Annotated in this window: 22 protein-coding genes; 19 read left to right on the top strand and 3 right to left on the bottom strand. The window is 42.3% G+C overall.

Annotated features, from left to right (window positions below; translation table 11 throughout):
• Nucleotides 1–155 precede the first annotated feature (155 nt).
• The 11 genes from M1K58_RS06155 (at nucleotide 156) to M1K58_RS06105 (ending at nucleotide 9,112) form a co-directional block, all read left to right on the top strand.
• A complete protein-coding gene (locus M1K58_RS06155) occupies nucleotides 156–590 on the top strand; it encodes a YciI family protein (protein WP_256757776.1) in 435 nt (144 codons plus the stop codon).
• Nucleotides 587–1,867: an RNA polymerase sigma factor gene (locus M1K58_RS06150; RefSeq protein ID WP_256757775.1), complete on the top strand. Its 1,281-nt coding sequence runs from the start codon at nucleotides 587–589 to the stop codon at nucleotides 1,865–1,867. Before M1K58_RS06155 ends, M1K58_RS06150 begins: the two co-directional genes overlap by 4 nt.
• Nucleotides 1,868–1,974: 107 nt before the next feature.
• A complete protein-coding gene (locus M1K58_RS06145; RefSeq protein WP_256757774.1) occupies nucleotides 1,975–2,316 on the top strand; it encodes a DUF1801 domain-containing protein in 342 nt (113 codons plus the stop codon).
• An 18-nt stretch (nucleotides 2,317–2,334) separates the two neighbouring features.
• Nucleotides 2,335–3,147: an alpha/beta fold hydrolase gene (locus M1K58_RS06140; RefSeq protein ID WP_256757772.1), complete on the top strand. Its 813-nt coding sequence runs from the start codon at nucleotides 2,335–2,337 to the stop codon at nucleotides 3,145–3,147.
• A gap of 243 nt (nucleotides 3,148–3,390) precedes the next feature.
• A complete protein-coding gene (locus M1K58_RS06135) occupies nucleotides 3,391–4,212 on the top strand; it encodes an AraC family ligand binding domain-containing protein (RefSeq protein WP_256757771.1) in 822 nt (273 codons plus the stop codon).
• 5 nt (nucleotides 4,213–4,217) lie between these two features.
• Complete coding sequence (locus M1K58_RS06130) at nucleotides 4,218–4,850, top strand: LysE family translocator (RefSeq protein ID WP_256757770.1); 633 nt, start codon at nucleotides 4,218–4,220, stop codon at nucleotides 4,848–4,850.
• 183 nt (nucleotides 4,851–5,033) lie between these two features.
• Nucleotides 5,034–6,011, top strand: a complete 978-nt coding sequence (locus M1K58_RS06125; RefSeq protein ID WP_256757769.1) for a ring-cleaving dioxygenase — start codon at nucleotides 5,034–5,036, stop codon at nucleotides 6,009–6,011.
• 154 nt (nucleotides 6,012–6,165) lie between these two features.
• Nucleotides 6,166–6,678: a VanZ family protein gene (locus tag M1K58_RS06120; RefSeq protein WP_256757768.1), complete on the top strand. Its 513-nt coding sequence runs from the start codon at nucleotides 6,166–6,168 to the stop codon at nucleotides 6,676–6,678.
• 37 nt (nucleotides 6,679–6,715) lie between these two features.
• Entirely contained in the window at nucleotides 6,716–7,408 is a 693-nt protein-coding gene (locus M1K58_RS06115) for a response regulator transcription factor (RefSeq protein ID WP_256757767.1), read from the top strand.
• Nucleotides 7,401–8,507 (top strand): sensor histidine kinase, encoded by a 1,107-nt coding sequence (locus M1K58_RS06110; RefSeq protein ID WP_256757766.1) that lies wholly within the window; start codon nucleotides 7,401–7,403, stop codon nucleotides 8,505–8,507. Before M1K58_RS06115 ends, M1K58_RS06110 begins: the two co-directional genes overlap by 8 nt.
• Nucleotides 8,508–8,656: 149 nt before the next feature.
• Nucleotides 8,657–9,112 carry an efflux RND transporter periplasmic adaptor subunit gene (locus M1K58_RS06105; RefSeq protein WP_256757765.1) on the top strand — a complete coding sequence of 152 codons (456 nt, stop codon included), beginning with the start codon at nucleotides 8,657–8,659 and terminating at the stop codon, nucleotides 9,110–9,112.
• 19 nt (nucleotides 9,113–9,131) lie between these two features.
• On the opposite strand, the gene M1K58_RS06100 is transcribed toward M1K58_RS06105, so the two are convergent.
• Complete coding sequence (locus tag M1K58_RS06100) at nucleotides 9,132–10,412, bottom strand: DHHW family protein (protein ID WP_256757764.1); 1,281 nt, start codon at nucleotides 10,410–10,412, stop codon at nucleotides 9,132–9,134.
• A gap of 20 nt (nucleotides 10,413–10,432) precedes the next feature.
• A complete protein-coding gene (locus M1K58_RS06095; protein ID WP_256757763.1) occupies nucleotides 10,433–11,839 on the bottom strand; it encodes an MBOAT family O-acyltransferase in 1,407 nt (468 codons plus the stop codon).
• Between the two features lie 175 nt (nucleotides 11,840–12,014).
• On the opposite strand from M1K58_RS06095, the gene M1K58_RS06090 reads away from it, so the two are divergent.
• From M1K58_RS06090 to M1K58_RS06065, 6 genes are all read left to right on the top strand, one after another.
• Entirely contained in the window at nucleotides 12,015–13,109 is a 1,095-nt protein-coding gene (locus tag M1K58_RS06090) for an endospore germination permease (RefSeq protein WP_256757762.1), read from the top strand.
• Nucleotides 13,093–14,571 carry a spore germination protein gene (locus tag M1K58_RS06085; RefSeq protein ID WP_256757761.1) on the top strand — a complete coding sequence of 493 codons (1,479 nt, stop codon included), beginning with the start codon at nucleotides 13,093–13,095 and terminating at the stop codon, nucleotides 14,569–14,571. The genes M1K58_RS06090 and M1K58_RS06085 overlap by 17 nt, the downstream gene beginning before the upstream one ends.
• A gap of 5 nt (nucleotides 14,572–14,576) precedes the next feature.
• A complete protein-coding gene (locus M1K58_RS06080; protein ID WP_256757760.1) occupies nucleotides 14,577–15,743 on the top strand; it encodes a Ger(x)C family spore germination protein in 1,167 nt (388 codons plus the stop codon).
• A gap of 376 nt (nucleotides 15,744–16,119) precedes the next feature.
• On the top strand, nucleotides 16,120–17,046 hold the full coding sequence (gene cysK, locus M1K58_RS06075; protein WP_256757759.1) for a cysteine synthase A: 927 nt from the start codon (nucleotides 16,120–16,122) through the stop codon (nucleotides 17,044–17,046).
• A gap of 17 nt (nucleotides 17,047–17,063) precedes the next feature.
• Nucleotides 17,064–17,897, top strand: a complete 834-nt coding sequence (locus tag M1K58_RS06070) for a sulfurtransferase (RefSeq protein ID WP_256757758.1) — start codon at nucleotides 17,064–17,066, stop codon at nucleotides 17,895–17,897.
• A gap of 27 nt (nucleotides 17,898–17,924) precedes the next feature.
• On the top strand, nucleotides 17,925–18,746 hold the full coding sequence (locus tag M1K58_RS06065; protein WP_256757757.1) for a sulfurtransferase: 822 nt from the start codon (nucleotides 17,925–17,927) through the stop codon (nucleotides 18,744–18,746).
• Nucleotides 18,747–18,819: 73 nt separating this feature from the next.
• Here M1K58_RS06065 and M1K58_RS06060 read toward each other — a convergent pair whose 3' ends face one another.
• Complete coding sequence (locus tag M1K58_RS06060) at nucleotides 18,820–19,737, bottom strand: DUF5050 domain-containing protein (RefSeq protein ID WP_256757756.1); 918 nt, start codon at nucleotides 19,735–19,737, stop codon at nucleotides 18,820–18,822.
• 222 nt (nucleotides 19,738–19,959) lie between these two features.
• On the opposite strand from M1K58_RS06060, the gene M1K58_RS06055 reads away from it, so the two are divergent.
• Both M1K58_RS06055 and M1K58_RS06050 read left to right on the top strand, forming a co-directional pair.
• Nucleotides 19,960–20,634: a response regulator transcription factor gene (locus M1K58_RS06055; RefSeq protein ID WP_256757755.1), complete on the top strand. Its 675-nt coding sequence runs from the start codon at nucleotides 19,960–19,962 to the stop codon at nucleotides 20,632–20,634.
• The gene (locus M1K58_RS06050; RefSeq protein WP_256757754.1) at nucleotides 20,631–21,989 is read left to right on the top strand and encodes a sensor histidine kinase; all 1,359 of its coding nucleotides are present in this window, start codon (nucleotides 20,631–20,633) and stop codon (nucleotides 21,987–21,989) included. The genes M1K58_RS06055 and M1K58_RS06050 overlap by 4 nt, the downstream gene beginning before the upstream one ends.
• Nucleotides 21,990–22,019: the final 30 nt, after the last annotated feature.

Here is a 22,019-nt window from a genome sequence, read left to right as displayed (position 1 = left end):
AATATTATAATTTCGCTAACGCAAAAAAAATTAAGCAACATGTCGATTCTTAACATTCGTATTCGTCGTCTTTATATAGAGGCTGGTTTGTTGGCTATTGCGGTAGCGGATGGACAATAACTGTCGCTAATATGAACCCAAGAGGAGAGCTATTCATGCGATTCATGATGATTGTAAAAGCAACTAAGGATTCTGAAGCAGGCGTTATGCCAAATGCAGAGCTTGTCGAAGCGATGATGAGGTACAACGAGGAACTCGTCAAAGCCGGAGTGTTGCTTGCAGCGGATGGCTTACATTCGAGCGAGGGTGCGATTCGGATCTCTTATCCCGAGCCGGGAGGCAAGCCGAAGGTTATCGATGGTCCTTTCACTGAAGCGAAAGAAATGATTGCCGGATACACACTCATAGAAGTCAAATCGCGGGAGGAAGCCATCGGGTGGGCGATGCGCATGCCCGATCCCCATGGCTTCGGTGAAGGAGAGATTGAGCTCCGTCAGGTATTCGAAATCCCTGAAATCATTCAGGACCCGATCATGCAGGCGAAAGAAAATGCGCTGCGTGAACAGCTTGAGGGAAATAAGAAGGCGTGACGGCTTTGTCAGCTACCCACAGAACGATTGATGCGATTTGGCGGATTGAATCTACCAAATTAATTGCCGGACTTGCTAGAATGGTACGTGACATTGGGCTTGCTGAGGACTTAGCGCAGGATGCGCTTGTCATAGCGCTTGAGCGTTGGCCCTTATCTGGCATTCCAGACAATCCAGGAGCTTGGTTGATGACGACCGCCAAACGCCGCGCTATAGATCTAAAACGAAGAAGTCAATTGTACAATCGGAAGTTAGATGATCTAGGTCGTAGCGTTGATACCTACACCGAGGATGACTTGGACATTGCGATGGAAGGTGAGATTGGAGACGATATCCTTCGGCTGATCTTCATGACCTGTCATCCTGTCTTATCCTCGGATGCACGCGTCTCTTTGACCTTGCGCCTGCTTGGTGGATTAACAACCGATGAAATCGCGCACGCGTTCCTCGTAGCTGAATCTACCATAGCTCAACGAATCGTTCGGGCGAAGCGGACTCTCAGTTCTGCGCATGTTGCTTTTGATGTGCCTACAGGAGAAGAATTAAAGGTGCGTCTGTCTACGGTTCTTGAAGTCATTTATCTGATGTTTAATGAAGGATATTCGGCTACCTCAGGTGGGAGTTGGTTACGTCCATTGCTATGCCAGGAGGCTCTTCGATTGGGACGTATTCTTGCCGAGAGTGCACCCTTGGAGCCTGAGGTGCATGGTCTAGTTGCTTTAATGGAAATTCAGTCATCCCGCTTCAGAACTCGAGTCAATGCCGCAGGAGAGCCAATCCTATTGATGGAACAAAATAGAGCGCTATGGGATCAATTGCTTATCCGTCGAGGTTTGACCGCAATTGAGCGAGCCCGTAAGCTTGGTCGTCCGCTTGGTCCATATGCGCTACAAGCTGCGATTACTGCGTGTCATGCACAGGCAAGATCAGCAGAGGACACCGATTGGGTGAGAATTTCTGCTCTCTATGAAGCACTGTCGCGAGCGGCGCCATCTCCTATTGTTGAGTTGAATCGCGCGGTTGCGATTGCGATGGCTTTCGGTCCGGATTTCGGCCTCCAAATTGTGGATGAGCTGACTGCAGATTCGTCGATGAAGGAGTATCATTTACTGCCGAGCGTCCGAGGTGATTTTCTATTGAAATTAGGCCGTTCGGAAGAAGCACGTGCTGAGTTCGAAAGTGCTGCATTACTGACGCGTAATGAGCGTGAGCGCGAGTTATTGCTCAAGCGTGCTGCGGAATGTGAAATTTCAACATCAGAACAGGATGGACAATAATTATTTGTAAATCTGTCGATTTTAAGGTTTCCCGTTCGTCGTTTAATGAGATGCGAAATTGCGGCAGTACTTTTGTCGGAATTCAGTTCAATAGAGGAGAATGATATATGAACCAGGAAGTAACGGATTTCATTGCTGCTGTGAAAGAACCTTGGCAGAGAGAACTGTGTAACGGACTTCGCGAGGTTGTATACGAAGCAGTACCGAACATAACGGAGCGTATTCAATACAAGAAACCTCATTTTCTTAAAAATGGTAAATACGCCTCAGTCATAAGTACTTCGAAGGAAGCCGTAAGCTTCACAATCTTTAACGCAACCGGACTTGAGTTCCCAGAAGGCTTGTTCGACGGTCCTCCTGAGAGAAAAACAATCAAGCTGAAACAAGGTCAAACGTTCGATGCCGACCAGATATCTTCGCTCATGAGCCAAGCAGCTTCGACGTTATAAATTCAAAGGAGAAACACGATGAATTCAGTAGCTTCTAGAGACGGAACGAAGATTGCTTATGATAAAATGGGAGTAGGACCAGCTCTTATACTCGTAGCAGGTGCGTTCAGCTACCGTAAATTTCCGGGACAAGTGCAATTGGCGAATTTGTTGTCTGAGCACTTCACAGTCTACAATTACGACCGCAGAGGTCGAGGAGATAGTGAAGACACGCAACCCTATGCCATTGAACGCGAGATTGAAGACCTTCAGGCCATGATCGACGAAGCTGGAGGTTCGGCAAATGTATGGGGACTGTCATCTGGAGCGGTGCTTGCCCTGCAGGCAGCAGCGAAGGGATTGAACATCACAAAATTGGCGTTGCACGAACCTCCTTTTGTGGTTGAAGTGGCTGACCGCACGGCTCCGGCAAATTTCGTAATGCACGTTAAAGAGTTAATTTCCGCTGACCGCCGTGCTGAAACGATCAAGTACTTTATGACAAAGGGAATGGGTGCCCCATCATTCGTAATTAGCATGATGCGCATCATGCCAGGCGTGTGGTCAAAGCTCATGGCCGTTGCTCATACGCTCCCTTACGATGCGGCTTTGCTAGAAGGATTTATGGAGGGCAATAAGTTGCCTGACAAGTTGTGGAGTACAGTCTCAATGCCAACTCTGGTAATCGAAGGCACGGAAAGTCCAGCCTCGCTTCGTCATGGTGCCAAGGCATTAGCGAATGTACTCCCAAATGCACAGCTCTTAAGTAAAAAGGGACTTGGCCATACGAAGAAACTCGCTTCTAAAATGATTGCTCCAGAGCTAACAGCTTTCTTTCAGGGTAATCACTAACGCTATCTTATAATAGCCATTTTAGAATGAACTGAACCCCTCAGACTGCACATTGGATAACCTCCTAGGTTAAAGATCCGATGTCTATTCTAAGGGGTTCATTTATTGTGAAAATCATTTCCGACATGTATTTGCTTAAGCTTTCGGGTATTATTAGTTAGCCATATCGCAACATCATACAAGAAAAGCTTCATAATAAATGATATTTTTAGAACTATCATTACAGGATAGGGGAATAGCAGGATGTTAAATGAAATCCGAACGGTTTATCTTGATTCCGAGTTAAACATCGAAGCTTATCGGTTTAAAGGCATCATGCAAAAGTTTCCTGCACACTTTCATGACTATTATGTAATTGGCTTTATTGAAGAAGGTCAGCGTCATTTGGTTTGCAAAGGTGAAGAATACGTTATTAATCCTGGAGATTTATTGTTGTTCAATCCATATGATACTCATAGCTGTGAGCAAATAGATGGCAAAACACTGGATTATCGCTGCATCAATGTCAAGCCAGAAATCATGAAAAAGGCTGTGTTAGAAGTAACGGGTCACGAAAGCCTACCAAGCTTCAAACAATGCGTTCTATTTCAAAGTGAGCTTGTTTCCGACTTACAAGAGCTACATCTACAAATTTCGCAGGATGAGAGTGAGTTTAAGAAGGAGGAGTTATTCTTAACCTTATTGGAAGAGCTCATTCAGTCGCATTCTGACCTTACGATCCTTCCAATGGCTTCTGAAACCTCACATGAAATCAGAACAGTGTGTAATTATTTGGAGGATAATTATACAACAACGATTACGCTTAATGATTTAAGTGCCTTAACGGGATGGAGCAAATATCACCTACTAAGAACCTTTACGAGAAAAATGGGAATCTCACCGAACAGCTATTTGGAAACGATTCGAGTAAATCACGCAAAAGAGCTTTTGGAACAAGGAATAACCCCAATCGAAGTTGCTTTTTTAACAGGATTTAGCGATCAAAGTCATTTGACTAAATTCTTCAAAAGACTGGTTGGATTAACGCCAAAACAATATATGAGAATATTTGAAAGTGAAGGTTAAACAAGATGGATAACTTACTAGCCTATATTTTAATGGCCCTTATGATGTCTATGATACCTGGTACAGATACGATACTCATTATGAAAAATACGATTACTCACGGTGCAAAATCAGGACGGTATACGATACTTGGGATGGCAACAGGTCTTACTTTTTGGACTCTTGTTGCTGTGCTCGGTTTGTCTGTTGTCATTGCCCAATCCGTCTTTCTATTTAATGCTATTAAGTATTTGGGAGCTGCCTATTTGCTTTACTTAGGCGTAAGAGCGTTTATATCCAAAAGTACATTTTCAATAGAGTCTGTTCAAGCACATAGTCAGCGATCTAATGACAAGCTATCGCAATCTCATTGTAGAGAAGCCTACATACAGGGAGTATTCAGTAATATATTTAACCCAAAGACTGTTTTAGTCTACATCACTTTTATGCCTCAATTTATCAATCTTAACGGAGATACCAATCAACAACTGATTGGATTAGGCTTAATCCTTACGATAATAGCAGTAGGATGGTTTTTGATCTTGGTTTATTTATTAGATCATGTTAAGAAATGGCTTAAGCGCCCTAAGTTTCAAAAAGCATTTCAGAAATCAACGGGAGTCCTGTTAATAGGGTTTGGAGTGAAAACCGTCTTTTAAAGATACGAGAACTTGGCGTATCTTTTTTTGTATATTCACAATAACGGGCGACATTATTGACAACCAACTGATATGTTGTTATATTTAATTTATCTTAAAGTTAAGATATATGGTTTAGAGATTATTTAATTAACTGTTTTTCGAACATATGGGAAAGCTAAAATTGAACTGGAGGAATAGATCATGAATGGGTTAAAAGGGATACACCATGTGACAGCCATTACAAGTAATGCAGAGCGTAATTATGAATTTTTCACCTATGTTTTAGGAATGCGTTTAGTTAAAAAGACAGTTAACCAGGATGATATTCAGACTTATCATTTGTTTTTTGCAGATGACCAAGGTAACCCAGGTACAGATATGACGTTCTTCGATTTCCCTAATATCCAGAAGGGCGTTCATGGCACGAATGAGATTTCGAAAACTTCTTTCCGAGTACCTAACGATGCAGCACTAGATTACTGGGAACAACGATTTAATCGTCTGAAAGTTAAACATGAGGGAATACAAGAGCAGTTTGGCAAAAAGGCACTTTCTTTCGTCGACTTTGATGATCAGCACTATCAGTTAATATCCGATGAAAATAATCAGGGTGTGGCTTCGGGAATACCGTGGCAAAAAGGACCCATTCCTCTAGCATTTGCGATTACCGGTTTAGGACCTATCTTTATTCGTATTGCGCAATTTGATTATTTCAAAGAGCTGCTGGAAAAGGTCTTATTATTTAAGGAGCTTGCTAAGGAAGGATCATTCCACTTATTCGAGGTGGGTGAAGGCGGGAATGGCGCTCAAATCATTGTTGAGCATAATATCGTTCTTCCACAAGGATATCAAGGCTTCGGTACGGTTCATCATGTGGCCTTCCGAGTTGAAGACCGTAACGTATTGGAGGAATGGATTAACCGTCTAGGAAGCTTCGGCATACAATCGTCGGGCTATGTTGATCGCCATTTCTTTGAATCTCTGTACGCAAGGGTTGCTCCTCAAATTTTGTTTGAATTTGCTACAGATGGTCCAGGCTTTATGGGTGATGAGCCTTATGAAACGCTGGGGGAAAAATTATCTTTACCTCCGTTCTTAGAAGCAGAACGTGGAAGGATTGAATCCCTAGTCCGTCCAATTGATACGATCCGCAGTACAAGAGACTTGATTAAGGAATAAATGACGGTTGTTGAAAGGGGCTGTCCCATAATGGGCAGCCTTTTTTTTGCCAATGTGGAGCGTTATTTTAAGAAAACTTAATTATTTCTGCATTTAATATTAAAGTATTCCCCTTATTCTAGATAAGTAATAACAAAGGATAGAGGGATATAAAATGAAACAGAGAATAATCATGCTACGCTTAATGTTTATCGTTTATCTATATGTATTAATTAGAATCATTTTATTCAAATTCCATGTGATCAATATGACGTATCTATTGCAGCAGCTCAAGCTAGTCTGGATTAATCCTGAGCGTATCATTTGGCGCATGAAGCAGGGCAATCTGGTTCCATTCGAGGAGATATCCACATCCTTGCAAGCCCTATCCAGTCACGGCATGATTAACTTAGTTGGGAATGTCGCCATCTTTATTCCTTTTGGGATTTTACAAGGTTTGATGAGAGCGAATAACAAGATATCCTTAATGGAGGTACTCATACGATCATTCGGTGCAAGTCTGTGTCTGGAATGCGCACAAGCAATCTTCTCCATAGGAAGCTTTGACGTCGATGATCTCATTCTGAATACTAGTGGAGGCGTGATTGGTTTCTTAGCTTTCAGCATGTACAACAAATTCATGAGAACAGAACCTTATCCCATTCAGACAAGAACTGATCTGATATAATAATAGTCATGCAAAAGCTATGCAAGGAGTGTACACAATGAAGTCGATTAGGATATTAATTGCGGATGATGATATCGAAATTGCCGATTTAATTGAGCTGTATTTATTAAAAGAAGGCTATCGCTGTATCAAAACAGCGGATGGTCAGGCAGCTGTCGAGGCAGTAGAGAAAAACGCCATAGATTTGGCAATTCTAGATATTATGATGCCGAAATTAGACGGTTACGAAGTCACAAGGCAGATCCGGGACAAGTACCACACGCCAATCATTTTTCTAAGTGCCAAGGGGTCTGATCTCGATAAAATTACAGGGCTCATAAGTGGTGCTGATGATTATATGACCAAACCATTCAATCCTATGGAGTTGGTCGCTCGTGTGAATGCTCAGTTAAGACGTTCAATGCAGTTCAGTCAACCCATTATTGGCAAGATGGTGGTGGAAGCGGGGGGACTAGTGATCACTCCGGAAGAAAGGAAGGTTGTTTTTAATGGGAATCGGATCGAACTGACGCCCAAGGAATTTGACATTTTACACTTATTAGTCAGCTCACCCAAGAAGGTCTATAGCTCTGAAAATATTTTTCAGCAGGTATGGGGCGAAGAGTATTACGAAGGCAATAATACAGTCATGGTGCATATACGAACGCTGCGCAAAAAGCTTGGGGATGACTTGAACAAAAATAAACTGATCAAAACCGTATGGGGAGTGGGTTATTCATTTAATGGCTAAAATGATCCGAAGCTTTCGATCTAAAATGATATTATTATTTGGCTTAAGTATGCTTTTTGCCGGAACGATTACGTATGTGATTTATAAATTATCTCAGCTCTATTACTACACAACCAGGTTCGAAGACCCGATGACCCAAGTTCGATATTTCATTCGGGACGTCGGGGATGTGAACTTCTTTCTTATTTTTTTTATTCCGCTCTCGATTTGGTTTTTCTTTCTTCTCACCAAACGCTATGCGGGCTATTTCCATGTCATCTCCGGTGGGATTAATCAGCTTGCATCGGGTAACTTTCACAGTCAAATCACGATTCCGTCTAATGATGAGTTCGGTGACATTGCTAGAGATATTAATTTGGCAAGTGTAAAATTGCGGCAAGCTCTGGAAAGAGGAGATTTTGCCGAGAATAGCAAGGAACAATTGGTCTTGAATCTAGCTCACGACCTTCGTACTCCGTTAACTTCCGTTATCGGTTATTTGGATTTTATACTAAAGGACGACGGCCTTACTCCCGAGCAAATCAAGCATTATACAACGATCGCATATACCAAGTCACAACGTCTGAAAGGACTGATTGATGAATTATTCGAGGTGACCCGAATGAACTACGGCAAGCTTACAATCGAGAGTAGGCCTGTCGATTTAAGTGAGCTACTGCTCCAATTAAATGAAGAACTCTATCCTCTCTTAGAGAAGAATGACTTAACCTCCCGTTTATATGTAACTCCATTGTTGATGATATCAGGGGATGGCGAGCTGATAGCGCGTGTATTTGAGAATTTGCTAAGCAATGCGGCTCACTACAGTAGAGAAGGCAAGTTTATAGATATTCATTGTCATCCTGACAAAGAGGATATTGTTGTCCAAATCATTAATTACGGCGAATGTATTCCTGCGGGTGATTTGCCTCATATTTTTGATATGTTCTATACAGGAGATAAAGCCCGCTCGTATCATGAAGGGAGCACGGGGCTAGGCTTATTTATCGCTAAAAATATTGTGGAACAACATCAGGGAACGATTACTGTGGAAAGCAGCTTGATTTCTACACGATTTGAAGTCCGGCTACCTCGGCAATCTACAGACAAGCATGACTAGATAGGATATTCGGATCGATTTTAAGAAAATCTTTAACTTTACCCTACTTTTTATTTTAACTGTCTCCCGTATTCTATAGTTAGATATACAGGAGAGAGCAAAAATACTTAAGTGGTTGTTTTGTCATGCTTATAGGGAGGTAAGGATGAGTGATTGAGTGGGGAAGACAAGATTCTGATCGTGGGCGAAAAACATTCATCAGAATCTTATTCATAATTTTTACACTGGGAATAGTGCTAATCATTTTATTCGGAAATACTTTGACTTCGTTCGCTTTGCCCAAAGTAAGAACAGAGAAGCTCCAAAACGGAAGTCTTCCTCTATCGCTTGAAGGTAGCGAGCTGGAGAAGCGCTCAAGTAATGATGGTGTGATCTTATCGAATGAAGCAATCCATGAGGATAGAAATGGTAGTTACGTGTATAAAATCGAAGAACAGAGTGGAGCGTCAGGCATTGTGTATATCGCTCGTAAAGTTGCCATACAAGCTGTAATGACGACTGCTACCGAAACGCTGATTAAAGTGGGTCACTTATCTGAAGACGATGTCATTATTATAGAGAGCGGCGAATCCTTACAGGACGGAGATCGTGTTCGTCTACAGTAGCGGTGTCTTATTCAAGTAATCAATTCATTTTCTCGAATTGATAAGTGCCACTGAAAAGATTATCATCGTGGAATGCGATGATGAGCATATCATAATGCTCGCTCTTTAGAATCTCCCTTAAGCTGAACTCCGAATAGTAACGATTATCAAAAACAGTGAGCTTGTTAAAATGTTGTGCTAAATACGGTGTAATTGGATTCATAAATGAATCTTTAAGCAACAGGACATTTAATTGGTTATTCGCTTTTGAATTTTCATAAGTGATTTTACGTCTATCGCCACCATAGATGGTGCCATACGAATAAACGCTACGACCTTGCTTGAAGCCATAAAATTCGTTAAAGTTTGTGCTCGTTTGCTCGCCATCCTTACTAACAACTTCAAAGTTGTTAAAAGCGAAGGGGATTTTGGGTTCGTAAATCATCGTTCGATCTGCTTTTTTTGGGCTTACGACATCATTAATTTGGGTGTTATAGCTGCCTTCGAAGTTTCCGGTTGTTAGTTTAGAAACATTTAGTTCACTAAATGACATTGGCTTGTCTTCGAATTTGACCGACAGGCTAGAGATTTGGGTAATCATTTCTTGATATGCCGTAAAAGCGCCTTTAATATTCCAATGATGGTCGGTTTCCAGGTAAAGCTCTTCCAATTGTGCTTTCGTAAAGGTATCAAACTTGTTACCAATATTAACGACGTTAATATCTTTATCCAGCTTAGACAAGAAATAATCTTTCGATGTGGCATAAGCTTCGGTTTGTAAATATTTCGGATATAAATGCATTAAAGATTTGGTTCTTGAGGGGTTGAAGACGAAATACGTTTCCGTATTTTGCTCCTCGGCGAATGAAACCGCGTCATTTAATTTTGCGGTCGATTCGTCGATTTTTTCCGTATGAACGACTTTGTCGGTAACTGGTAAAATCCACTTGTGATTAGTTACTACAAGGTCAGACACCCTACGCGAATCTTTTATTTTTGTTCCGTCTTCGGGTTTCTGTGGTTCATTAGCGTTAACCATGTTTTCGAACAGCATGGAATTGAATAGGTTAGAGTTTTGTTGATGTTGGTAGATGCTAACCATTTCGTTACGAAAAATGATTTGGTCATTGACATACTGATTCATATCTTCAAAAAAGGTCCGAGTGGTAATGGCTTCTAAGCTGATTATTGGCAACTTGCTTAACGTTCTGTTTTCGATGGTGGAGATGTCTTTGTCGGGTGTAAGGATGCTGGCAATCGCGAAACCGAAAATAATAGCTAAAAAGGAGACCATATAAATAAATGAAATACGTTTGCTCACTTTATTACTCCTTATGATAATCAGAATCTAAAATACAAGAAAGGGTTGTAGGTTGAATTAATCAAATATAAGATCACTTCCGCAAACAGGAACAAGTGGAACAACAACGCAACAGCGGTTTGCACATAAGTTAGCGACTTACGGAATTGTATCTTTTGAAGTTTCGGATATACCGGCATGGCAACAAGAATAGCAATGGCAAAATAGAACCAATTGATAGATAACAACGACAGAGCCTCGGAATCGAATATTTCGTTGCCACGGGAGTAGAATAGGGAAGCGATGAAATCCGTTGCGTATTCAAAGTTGTCGGCACGGAAAAATACCCATCCAATCATGACAAGCAGCAAAACAACGACATGATTTAACGGATAAATCTTGGAAAGCATCTTTTCAAGACCTGCTTTTTCTAAAGCAATTAGGATCCCGTAATAAGTGCCCCAAGCAATGAAAGTCCAACTGGCTCCGTGCCAAAACCCCGTTAGAGCCCACACAATAAATAAGTTACGATAGATCTTCCATGGAGTAACTCTGTTTCCGCCGAGCGGAATGTACACATAATCTCTGAACCAACTGCCAAGAGAGATATGCCAGCGTCTCCAGAACTCAGAAATGCTCTTAGAGATATAGGGATAATTAAAATTCTCTGCAAACTCGAATCCAAACATTTTACCTAAACCGATAGCCATATCGCTGTAACCTGAGAAATCAAAATAGATTTGGAGGGTATACGCGATAATCCCAATCCAAGCGCTACCGGTTGATAGGTCCATTATAGAAGTGGCGAACACGGTATCTGCCAAGGACCCAAGAGGGTTGGCCAACAGTATTTTTTTAGACAAGCCTAGTATAAAACGTTTAATTCCCTCGGCGAATTGTATGGAAGAAAACAGACGTTTGCTGAGTTGATCCGCGACAGCGTTGTACCGGATAATGGGACCTGCTACGAGTTGCGGGAAAAAAGTAATGTACAGCGACAATTTAAATAGATTTCGTTGCGCTTTTTCTCTTTTTCGATAGACATCAATTAAATAACTGAGTGCATGGAATGTGTAAAAAGAAATGCCTATCGGTAATGGCACAGACTTTAGTAGAATATTCGTTTGCAGTGTAGAATTCATGACATCAACAAAGAAGTTAGCATACTTAAAAAAGCCCAGTAGTCCTATATTGACAACGATTGCAGACGTTAATATAGAGACTTTCTTCTTACCCTGATTGTCTGATTTGTCTATCCAAATCCCAAAGCCATAGTTAATGATAATGGATAATATCATGAGAAGAACATACCTTGGTTCACCCCAGGCATAGAAGACTAAACTGAAAATCAATAGAATTGTATTTTTAAACTTAAACGGAACAGAGAAGTATAGGGTAAGAACAAGCGGTAAAAAGAAAAACAAAAATAAAACTGAACTAAAGACCAAAACAAAGTTACCACCTTTCAAAAGTTTGATTATAACCGCAAACGACCAAAAAAGATGCTGTAACTTACTTCCATGTTTTGAAATGATAAATGACCCGATTTATAGCGATGCATATTCGAGCAGTAGGAGGGAATTATACCAAATGTTACATAAATGTTAATCAGGGGGGACATCAGTGGGGGTTTCCTTCTCTAAGCTGCAAATCCTATTTTTGCTGCTGTTATCGCTTGGTATCTCTAATCACGTACTGATTATTCCTCATCTTCTCCAAGCAGCAAAACGTGATGCATGGTTCAGCATTTTAATCGCTTATCTGGCGTTGATTGTCTGGAGCTTGTTCCTGTATCTAATCTTGAAATCGATGCGTAAATTATCTTTTACTGATTGGCTTATGGGGCGAGCAGGTAAGCTTGGAACTTGGATCATTAGCGGCTTTTTCGTGCTTTACTTATTGGCAGCTGGGATCATGATCGTTTTTGATACGACAATGAATGTCAACATCTACTTGCTTCCGGATACACCTAATTTCATTGTTATCTTATGTTTTATTTTTTTGTCTTACAGCGCCGCAAGTTCGGGACTCAAGACGCTTGTCTATATGTCCACGATGCTACTACCCACTGTGTGGTTACTAGGAATCGGAGTTTCTGTAATGACCGCTAGCAGCAAAGACTATGGCATGCTTCGCCCTTTCTTGAAGGAAGGATTTGGTTCGGAGCTGTTTGGTGGCGTTATCGTTTTTGGTGGAAGCATCGATTTGTTTGTATTGCTTCTGATTCAGCATAAAATGAGCAAACCTATGAATTATACAACCCTTTTCCTATTACTGACCTTATTAGTGGGATTAATCCTGGGACCAACCCTAGGAGCCACAGCTGTGTTTGGACCTTACCAAGCTGCAAACTTGCGATTTCCTGCCTTCGAACAGTGGAGGCTGGTCATGATCGGAAGTAATATTTCTCACGTTGATTTTTTAGCCGCGTTTCAATTAATGGCAGGCAGTATTTTGAGAACTGGCTTAATGATCCATCTCTTATGCGAGCTTATAGGAGGTAGGTCTCCATTACATCGACAAACGGTTATGATCATAGGTGCAGCCATCTTATCTATTCCTTCGCTTTTAGAGTTTAGCGATATCAAGATGCAAGGAATAATACACAATTACTTCTACACTTATTCGCTCTGGTTTGGGGTTATATTCACCGCTGTTTTATTTATGATAACCTTTGTTCCGCAACGGAAGGGGGACAGCAATGAATCAGTCGCATGAGGAATCTATAATATTCGCTGAGCAGGACATTTGGTTACATAACGGAACCTTGTTGACGGGTCAGTTGAAAGAAGCATTATCGCTTTATTCGGATGTACAGTTTCCGCCTCTTCCTCAATTGGAGATTGCAGATGGATTAATTGCGTTCTATTGCTCGGGTATGATTGAGAAGACGGAGCTAAACGCATACATATCTAGGGTATGTCAATACATAAATCGTCTGCCGATCAATTCGAATGTCGTTCCGGAATATTCGGAAGAGATGCCTCTCTTCGAAATGATTCGAACATTCGGGGAAATGATCAACAAATTGTTTACCGGAAATTTGATTATCTATCGGGAAGGTGCTTGTAACCTTTGGGCAGTGGATATTTCCAAGGTTCCCCAGAGATCATTACAGGAATCTAATACAGAGATTTCAATTAAGGGACCTAAGGATGCTTTCACCGAAGACTTATTTACGAATATCTCGCTAATACGGAAGCGGATGCAGACGAGATTGCTCTTCAGCGAAGAGTTCGTTATAGGAAGCTTAAGCAAGACCCAAGTCACTCTGCTATATCTAAGTCATAAAGCGAATCCTGATATGATTGCCGACGTGCGAAAGCGTTTGGAAACCTTCCAAACGGAAAGCATTGTTAGCAGTGGACAAATGGAGCAATGGTTGTCGGACAGATCCTTCTCCTTGCTTCCTTTGATAGATTATATCGGTCGGCCTGATTTTGTCGTTGAAGCACTACTTCGAGGAAGATTCTCGATCATTGTAGATGGGGCGCCTATGGTACTGATCGGGCCCAGCAACTTTCTTGAATTGTTAAAGACCCCTGAGGATGTTCATTTTCCCTTTCATTACGTGATGTTTCAACGGATACTTCGGATCTTTGGTCTATTGCTCGGTATTTTTTTGCCAGGCTTCTGGATCGCCATAGCAACAGTAAATCTAGACCAGATCCCTTTTTCGCTGCTATCCACTGTAGTCATTTCTCGCGAAGGGGTTCCACTTCCTTCATTTCTAGAAGCGTTGCTTTTGCTATTTCAATTTGAACTGTTAAGGGAAGCTGGCGTCCGGCTACCCAAAGCAGTCGGACAGACGATCGGAATCGTTGGGGGATTGATTATCGGAGACTCGCTTATCCGGGCCGGCCTTGCATCTCCGACATTGCTCGTAGTCGTAGCTCTCTCTACTGTGGCAACATTTTGTCTTGTGAACCAGTCGTTATCCGGGACGATTAGCCTGCTTAGGCTTTTTGTTTTGCTGATCTCCTCCTACCTTGGTATTTATGGATTCTATCTGGGAATGTTCCTGATTTTGATCTATCTGTGTCGTCTCGAATCCTTCGGGCTTGCATATCTCGAGCCGGTGTCCTCTTTGCGATTTAAGGATTGGTTAGCTGCGTTCGTCGTTGATCCATTCCGTAGGTCACGTTTCTCGTCATCTATGATCAATAAACGGAAGAGGTGATCGGGTTGAAGCGTTACTTGGTATGTAAGCTAGTTGTGACGGCTGGATTATTATTCGCATCGGGTTGCACTACAGACGTCAAGGATATTGAAAAGTTGAGTTATGCTTCTGCTATTGGTGTAGATTATAAGGACGGAAAGTACTATGGTTACATCCAATTCATTGATTTTCAATCTGTCGCCAAATCGAGCGATGGACAGAAACAGCCTACTAAAGTATGGGTAGGCGAGGGGATAGGGAACTCGTTTGAAGAGTCCCTATTTGAGCTATATCGAACAGCGCAAGAGAGAATTTATTGGGGGCATATGACTGCAATCGTGGTTAGCGAATCGACATTCAAGAAGGGATTTGGAGAAATTTACGATAGCCTACTCAGGTATTATGAATTTCGCCGCACGCCCTGGGTGTATGGAACCAAACAATCGGTTAAGGATATCCTCTCAGCAGGCGGTTTCTTCGGTCAATCTCCACTCAGTACCATCCTCCATGAACCGCAAGGAACCTACAGCCAGACTTCTTTAATTATGCCTATCAAGCTCCACAGATTGATCGGACAGATCAACGAGCCTGGATTTACTTCATGTATTCCGACACTAGCGGTGAACAAAAAACAATGGCATGTGAAAGATAAAATTGAACCAAAACTGATGCTTGATGGGGCGATTTTCTTGAAAAACGAAGCCTATAGAAGCTTCATGCCATTAGAAGAGCTGAACGGACTTCGCTGGATTCAGAAGGGGACAATACGCGCTGGCATTCCCGTTCCGAATAAAACGGAGCCAGTGGTTCAAATCGTCGTTGATTATCCCAAAACGAAGTTAAGGCTTGATAATACAGGAGGAGGACTACATTACAATATCAATATAAAAGCGACAGCCAACATCGTAAACCGTACTAAGAATAGTTTGCTGGGGTTCCAACAATTAACCCTGAAGACGACGGAGGCCATCGAACAAGAAATTCGCAAATCATTCTTGGCAGGTGTGCAAAGACAGACGGATATTTATAATCTTGAACACCACTTATATCGTTTTCATTATCAAGAGTGGAAGACCAACACAGCAGCGGAAGCGACATTGATAAATGAAAATGAGCTTGGTGATGTCCATATTGACTTAAATATAGAACATTCGAATTCGGAGATTAATTCGATCACGCACAGAAGAGACTAATTGCAATGCCTGTGAATGACTAGAAGTATTTAGACATGTAACCCTGCCAAGCTATTTGGGGCTTATCAGGATCAAGCGGTACTCAAAGATGTGACCGTTGTCTGCGGGCTGGATACCGTGACGTTTTTTGTGTTTATCTAGTAGATAACAGTGAAGGAGTCTGTGAAACGGCTATTCCACGGCGACGCGAGGAATGAGTTTTTCTTATTTATGCCTGATATTATTGACAGGGTAGAGCTAGTTAATTATACTGACGATATCCAATAATTCTTATAGGATAAGTATTAATATTTCATTTGATCAACCAGTCGACTGGAGACCAATCCGAATCATGGGGTAGGTTTCTTTTTTATTTTCAAAATAAGTAGGAAAGAAGATGACTCGAATTAGTAAAATGTATGATAGCGTTACAGATTTGATTGGAGATACACCAGTTGTCAAACTCAATCGACTTGTTAGTCAGAATGATGCTGAAGTATACGTGAAGCTAGAATCATTTAATCCAAGCGGCAGTGTGAAGGATAGAGCAGCTTATAACATGATTATACAGGCGGAAAATGCAGGTTTCTTGAAGCCGGGATCCACAATTATTGAACCGACTAGTGGAAATACTGGCATTGGATTGGCCATGAACGCAGCAGCCAAAGGATATCGGGCCATATTGATCATGCCTGACAATATGACATTGGAACGCATTAATATTCTTAAAGCCTATGGAGCAGAAGTCGTACTCACTCCTGCTGCGGAAAGAATGCCCGGCGCAATCCGGAAAGCTTTGGAATTAAAGAATGAAATTGCGAATAGCTTTATTCCCCAACAGTTTGAGAATCCAGCTAATCCGGATGCCCACAGGGGGACGACAGCTAAGGAAATTATTGAACAGATGGAAGGGAGACTAGATGTTTTTATCGCAACATCTGGAACGGGTGGAACCATTACAGGAACCGGAGAAGTCTTGAAAATAAATATACCTGGTATTCGTATTGTTGTTGTCGAACCTAAAGGCTCCCCTGTTCTCTCGGGAGGACAAGTGGGTCCACATAAATTGGTCGGAACAAGTCCGGGTTTTATTCCTTCTATATTGAATACAGACATATATAACGAAATCGTTCAAGTGTCGGATGAAGATGCCATTCGTACGATGCGTGAGCTGGCTTCACGAGAGGGGATCTTGGTCGGACCTTCTGCGGGCGCTTCTGTGTGGACTGCCTTGGAAACCGCAAAGAAAATTGGACCAGACAAACGAATTCTATGCATAGCCCCAGATACTGGAGAACGTTACTTAAGTATGGACTTATTTTAATTTGGGAGGTGCTTTTTATGGAATTAGCAGAACAGTATCCTAACGAATTTTTACTAGTGAGTGCTGACTGGGTGGAGCAACGATTGCTTGATGAGCAAGTCGTAATCATCGACGCACGTCCGAAAGGCTATGAGGAAGGGCATATTCCCAAAGCATTCTCCCTGACCCCCGGACAGATGAAAGCGGAGGACGGAATTCATATCGTTCCTTCTGACCGGTTTGCAGAGCTGGCGAAAGAACGGGGAATAGAGTCTGATACAATCATTCTTGTATACGACGATGGATATTCCAACAATGCCGCACGTATTTTCTATGCTTTTGAATATTACGGCCATTGGAACAAAGTCAGAATATTGAATGGTGGCTTCACCTCGTGGAAAGCGAACGGAAAACCGATTTCCAAAGAAACAATTGAACCCCACCGAGGGGGAGTTGTCGCAACTCCCAATCCAGACTTAATCTCGACAATTGATCAGGTACAACAGGAATTGAACGGGGAACAAGTGGTTCATCTTGATACCCGTACGTTAGAGGAATTTCGTGGCATAGATTTGAGAAGTAACGAACGAGGTGGATATATCCCGGGCGCAGTTCATCTAGAGTGGACAGAAACCATTGATATAACGATCCTCGATCAGCCCAAATTCAAAAGTTACCCGGTGTTAAAACAACTCTTTGAAAGCATAGGTGTGGTGAAGGAGAAAGCGATCGTGCCTTACTGCCAATCTAATGTACGAGGTGCTCACCTTTATTTTGTACTCAGATTACTGGATTATCGGCATATTCGGCCTTACGAAGGATCCTGGGCGGAGTGGGGGAATTCAAAAAACACTGTTATAGCGAGCTTATAATACGGAATGATTAGAGGAGGAAACAAAGTGGCAATCACTCATATGGATGATGTCATAGTTGATGTGGAGTGGTTATTTACGAATCTTCTGCATCCAAAGGTGCGTATCGTGGATGCTCGCAAGGAAGGATATGCTGATGGGCATATTCCGCATGCCGTTCATGCAAAGGGTTATACCTATTTTACAGATCCAAATGAAGAGATTGTAGGAAATACATCTTCAGAAGATTTTAGAGAAAAAGCAGAGTTACTCGGTATTAACAATGATTCTATTGTTGTTGTCTATGATAGCGGTAATCAATACGATGCGGCTAGATTATTTTATTTGTTGGAGTATTACGGTCATGAAAATGTGAAATGGCTGCAAGGGGGATTTACCTCTTGGGTTAGAAGTGGAAAGCCACTCCAAACGGTAGAGGAACATCCGACGCGTGGAACTTTCGTGACCACTATAAATACAAATAAGATTGCAACAAAATCGTATATTCAGGAAAATCTACATCGTAATGATGTCGTCATATTGGATGCTCGTTCAAAAGAGGAATACTTAGGGGATACATGTTATTCCAAAAGAGGTGGGCGAATACCAGGTTCAATTCATTTGGAATGGAGCCAGGTATTTAGTTTGGATGAAGTGCCCTTGCTTCGTTCAAAGAAAGAAATCTTTGAATCTTTGTTAGTACTCGGGGTAGACGAAACAAAAACAATAATTCCATATTGTCAGCAAAATATTCGTGGTTCAGTGTTATATCTTGCGCTCCGTTCTGCGGGAGTATTCAGCATCCGCCCCTACGAGGCTTCCTGGGAAGAATGGGGCAATGACTCCAGTACTCCAGTAGATTTTGGTTGAAGAGAAAGTCGGATCGTATGTAAAGAAGGGCGTTTACCGGCAGGAGTGCTCCGGTAAACGGCCCTTCTTTTACTTACTTGACGGTATAGAATTTGTTCTTGGCAGTTTTATATACGAACGTATTACCATCACTTCCGACGAATTGGTCGCCTACGGCAAGCTTAGCGATCGTTTTCTTTTGGGTGCCATCGCGTTTGACTTGGACTAAAGACAATGCGGTTACAGTTCCGTTCTTATCTGTCGTTGCTTCTTCATAATAAAACAGTTGCTTCTGATAGGAGATTGGCCGAATATTGGCCTTAGAAGTGATTTTTACTTTGTTCTTTCCGTTAAGATCTTGCAAGTAGGCGACTGTTGGGGTGCTGGATTCTGAGTAATACAGTACGCCGTCATAGAGCTTGTATCCGTTGTAGGGATCGACCTCGGCTTTGGAAATCGCAGATTTGCTCTTTCCGTCGGGCTTCATGCTGTATAGCTTGGAATCCTCTCTCGTATTGACGTAGAAGATCGTCCCCTTGGAGGCTTGATAAGACCAGGACACAAGCTCCTTGGAAATCAGCTTGCTGCCCGAACCGTCGAGCTTCATAGACCAGAGCTGAACTTCGTAATTTTCATCGTATGCGCCGTAGTAGATGGTCTGGTCATCAATGGAGAAGTTCGATACTTTGTTGCCTTTTGTGATTTCAGTTGATTTCGTACCGTCTTTCTTCATTTTTGTAATATTCCCAGCAACGACTTCGGAGTCGGGATCTTGCTTAAGGAAATAAACCCAGTCTCCGGCAACGGCGAGGAAACGCGCGTCTTCTTTAATTAACCGCTTGGTCGGGTTTGTTTTGCCATCCAGTGTCGTAGCATTAACGCCTATCCAGTTTTCATCTGAATAGTCTCCGGCCCAGACGAGAACTGGCTTGGCTGGCGATGCAGCCATTGCAGGAATGCTTCCCAGAATGAGAGATAAAATAAAGCCGAACGTGAGTAGTGTTTTTTTCATGGAGATCCTCTTTCGTTTTTTGTCGTATATTGCCAATTAATAATATAAAGAAAATTTTGGAATGTATCAATCAAAGGAGCTGGAATTTAGCATAAATTTAGGTAGGATAAATACATTGTATTTATTTCCTCTTATTGGGAAAATTAAGAATTCACGATGGCTCTAATTATAGTATAATAGTTATTTACTATATGGGATGGGACACAAGGAAAGAGGGAACGGATGCCTACTATTCTAGTTGCTGATGACGATGCGAACATTCGCGAACTCGTCTGTTTATTTCTACGTAATGACGGATTAGCCACAGTCGAAGCCGCTGATGGTAAGGAAGCACTTGCCGTCTATGCCTCGACGCAAGTCGATCTTGTCGTGCTCGATATTATGATGCCAATTATGGATGGTTGGACGTTATGCAAGGAGCTTCGAAAGGCTAACCCGGATCTTCCGCTGCTCATGCTGACAGCCAGGGGAGAAACATGGGAGAAAGTGAAAGGCTTCCAGCTCGGGACGGATGATTACTTGACGAAGCCGTTCGATCCGGTGGAGCTGACCGTTCGAGTTAGGGCACTCCTAAAACGATATCGGATTGGCACCACTCAGAGTATTCGGTTCGGCAACGTCATACTTGATCGGCAGACCTATAAGGTGATGAAAGGGACGGAGTCGCTCACGTTGCCACTTAAGGAGTTCGAATTACTTTATAAGCTTGCTGGAACACCCGGACAAATCTTTACGCGCGAGCAATTAATTGATCAAATATGGGGGATCGATTACGCTGGAGATGATCGAACGATAGACGTACATATTAAACGCCTGCGTGAACGGTTCGCGACTACACCCGATTTTCGTATTGAAACGGTACGTGGGCTTGGATACCGGCTTGAGGTCAACGAATGATCAGATCCTTATATATACGCGTAGTCCTGACATTTCTAATCTCAGTAATCGGAGGCACTACCATCGCTTTTTTTGTTGCGACCTGGGTATTTAAAGATAGAATGAACGAAAATTTGCACACCACCTTACTTCACTTTAGCCAAGATATCGCCCGCATTTACGACAAAATGCCTCTCAGTGAAGCTGACTCATTCGTGAGTGGAATGAAGCAACTCGATTCTTATTTTATCCGAATTTATGACATATCGGGCCAGTTTCAGTCTTACGGAGTGTTTAACGGACACTCCACTGTGACTATGGAGCAAATAAAGAAAGTACTAGATGGAGAAATTATTGAAGTCAACACGTCTGTATCTGAACCTGCTCTCTTCGGGTTGCCGTTGCAAACGGAAATAGGAACAAAAGCGATGTTTGTGGTGCCGCTTAATCCTTCCTCCTCTTTTCTCCTTACATGGGTATTGAACTTTTCGGCCTATTCGTTGTTAGCAGGAAGCTTATTGATTCTGATTGCCTCTATATTCCTAGTAAGACCACTTAACAAGTTGACCAAAGCGACAAAGCGGATTGCAGCTGGGGATTTCAATGTCAAGCTGAATATTAAACAAAAAAGCGAATTGGGAACGTTAGCCCAAAGCTTCGAGGAAATGATGCACGATCTGCAACAACTTGAACAGATGCGGCGGGACTTCGTTGCCAACGTGTCGCATGAAGTTCAGTCGCCGCTCACCTCGATATCCGGCTATGCTATAGCGCTTAAGCAAGTAAACATCGCAGATAACGAGCGAAGCCGTTATCTCGACATTATCATCGCTGAAGCGGAGCGGATGTCCAAGATGAGCGATAGCCTGTTAAAGCTAAGCTTGCTTGAATCGCAGTCACAGCAGTTGCACCTAGTCACACTCCGTCTTGATGAACAGATAAGACGAGTTATCGTCGCAATTCAGCCACAATGGTCGATTCGCAACATCACTTTCGAGCTCAATTTGCCGACGGTTACCTTAACTGCTGACCATGACCTGTTAAATCAGGTATGGACTAATTTACTTGGCAATAGCATCAAATTTTCTAAGGATGGCGGAGTTATTAACGTCAGCATCAAGCAAGATACCAGTAACGTGACAATCCGCGTATCCGACGCTGGTATTGGCATTTCACAAGAAGATCAGAAGCAAATATTCGAGCGATTTTTTAAGGCGGATCGTTCTCACAGCCGTAAGTACGATGGTAGCGGTATGGGGCTGGCGATTGTTAAACAGATCGTATCTCTTCACCAAGGTAACATCCAAGTAGAAAGTGAAATCGACCGAGGGACGACCTTCATTGTCACCTTGCCCATCACAACATCGACACAGTAAACGAATTTTCCATGTTACGACATCATGTGC

The sequence above is a fragment of the Cohnella sp. WQ 127256 genome, from assembly GCF_024519285.1.
Classification (GTDB): Bacteria; Bacillota; Bacilli; order Paenibacillales; family Paenibacillaceae; genus Cohnella.
This window is presented reverse-complemented; position numbering and strand designations above follow the sequence as displayed.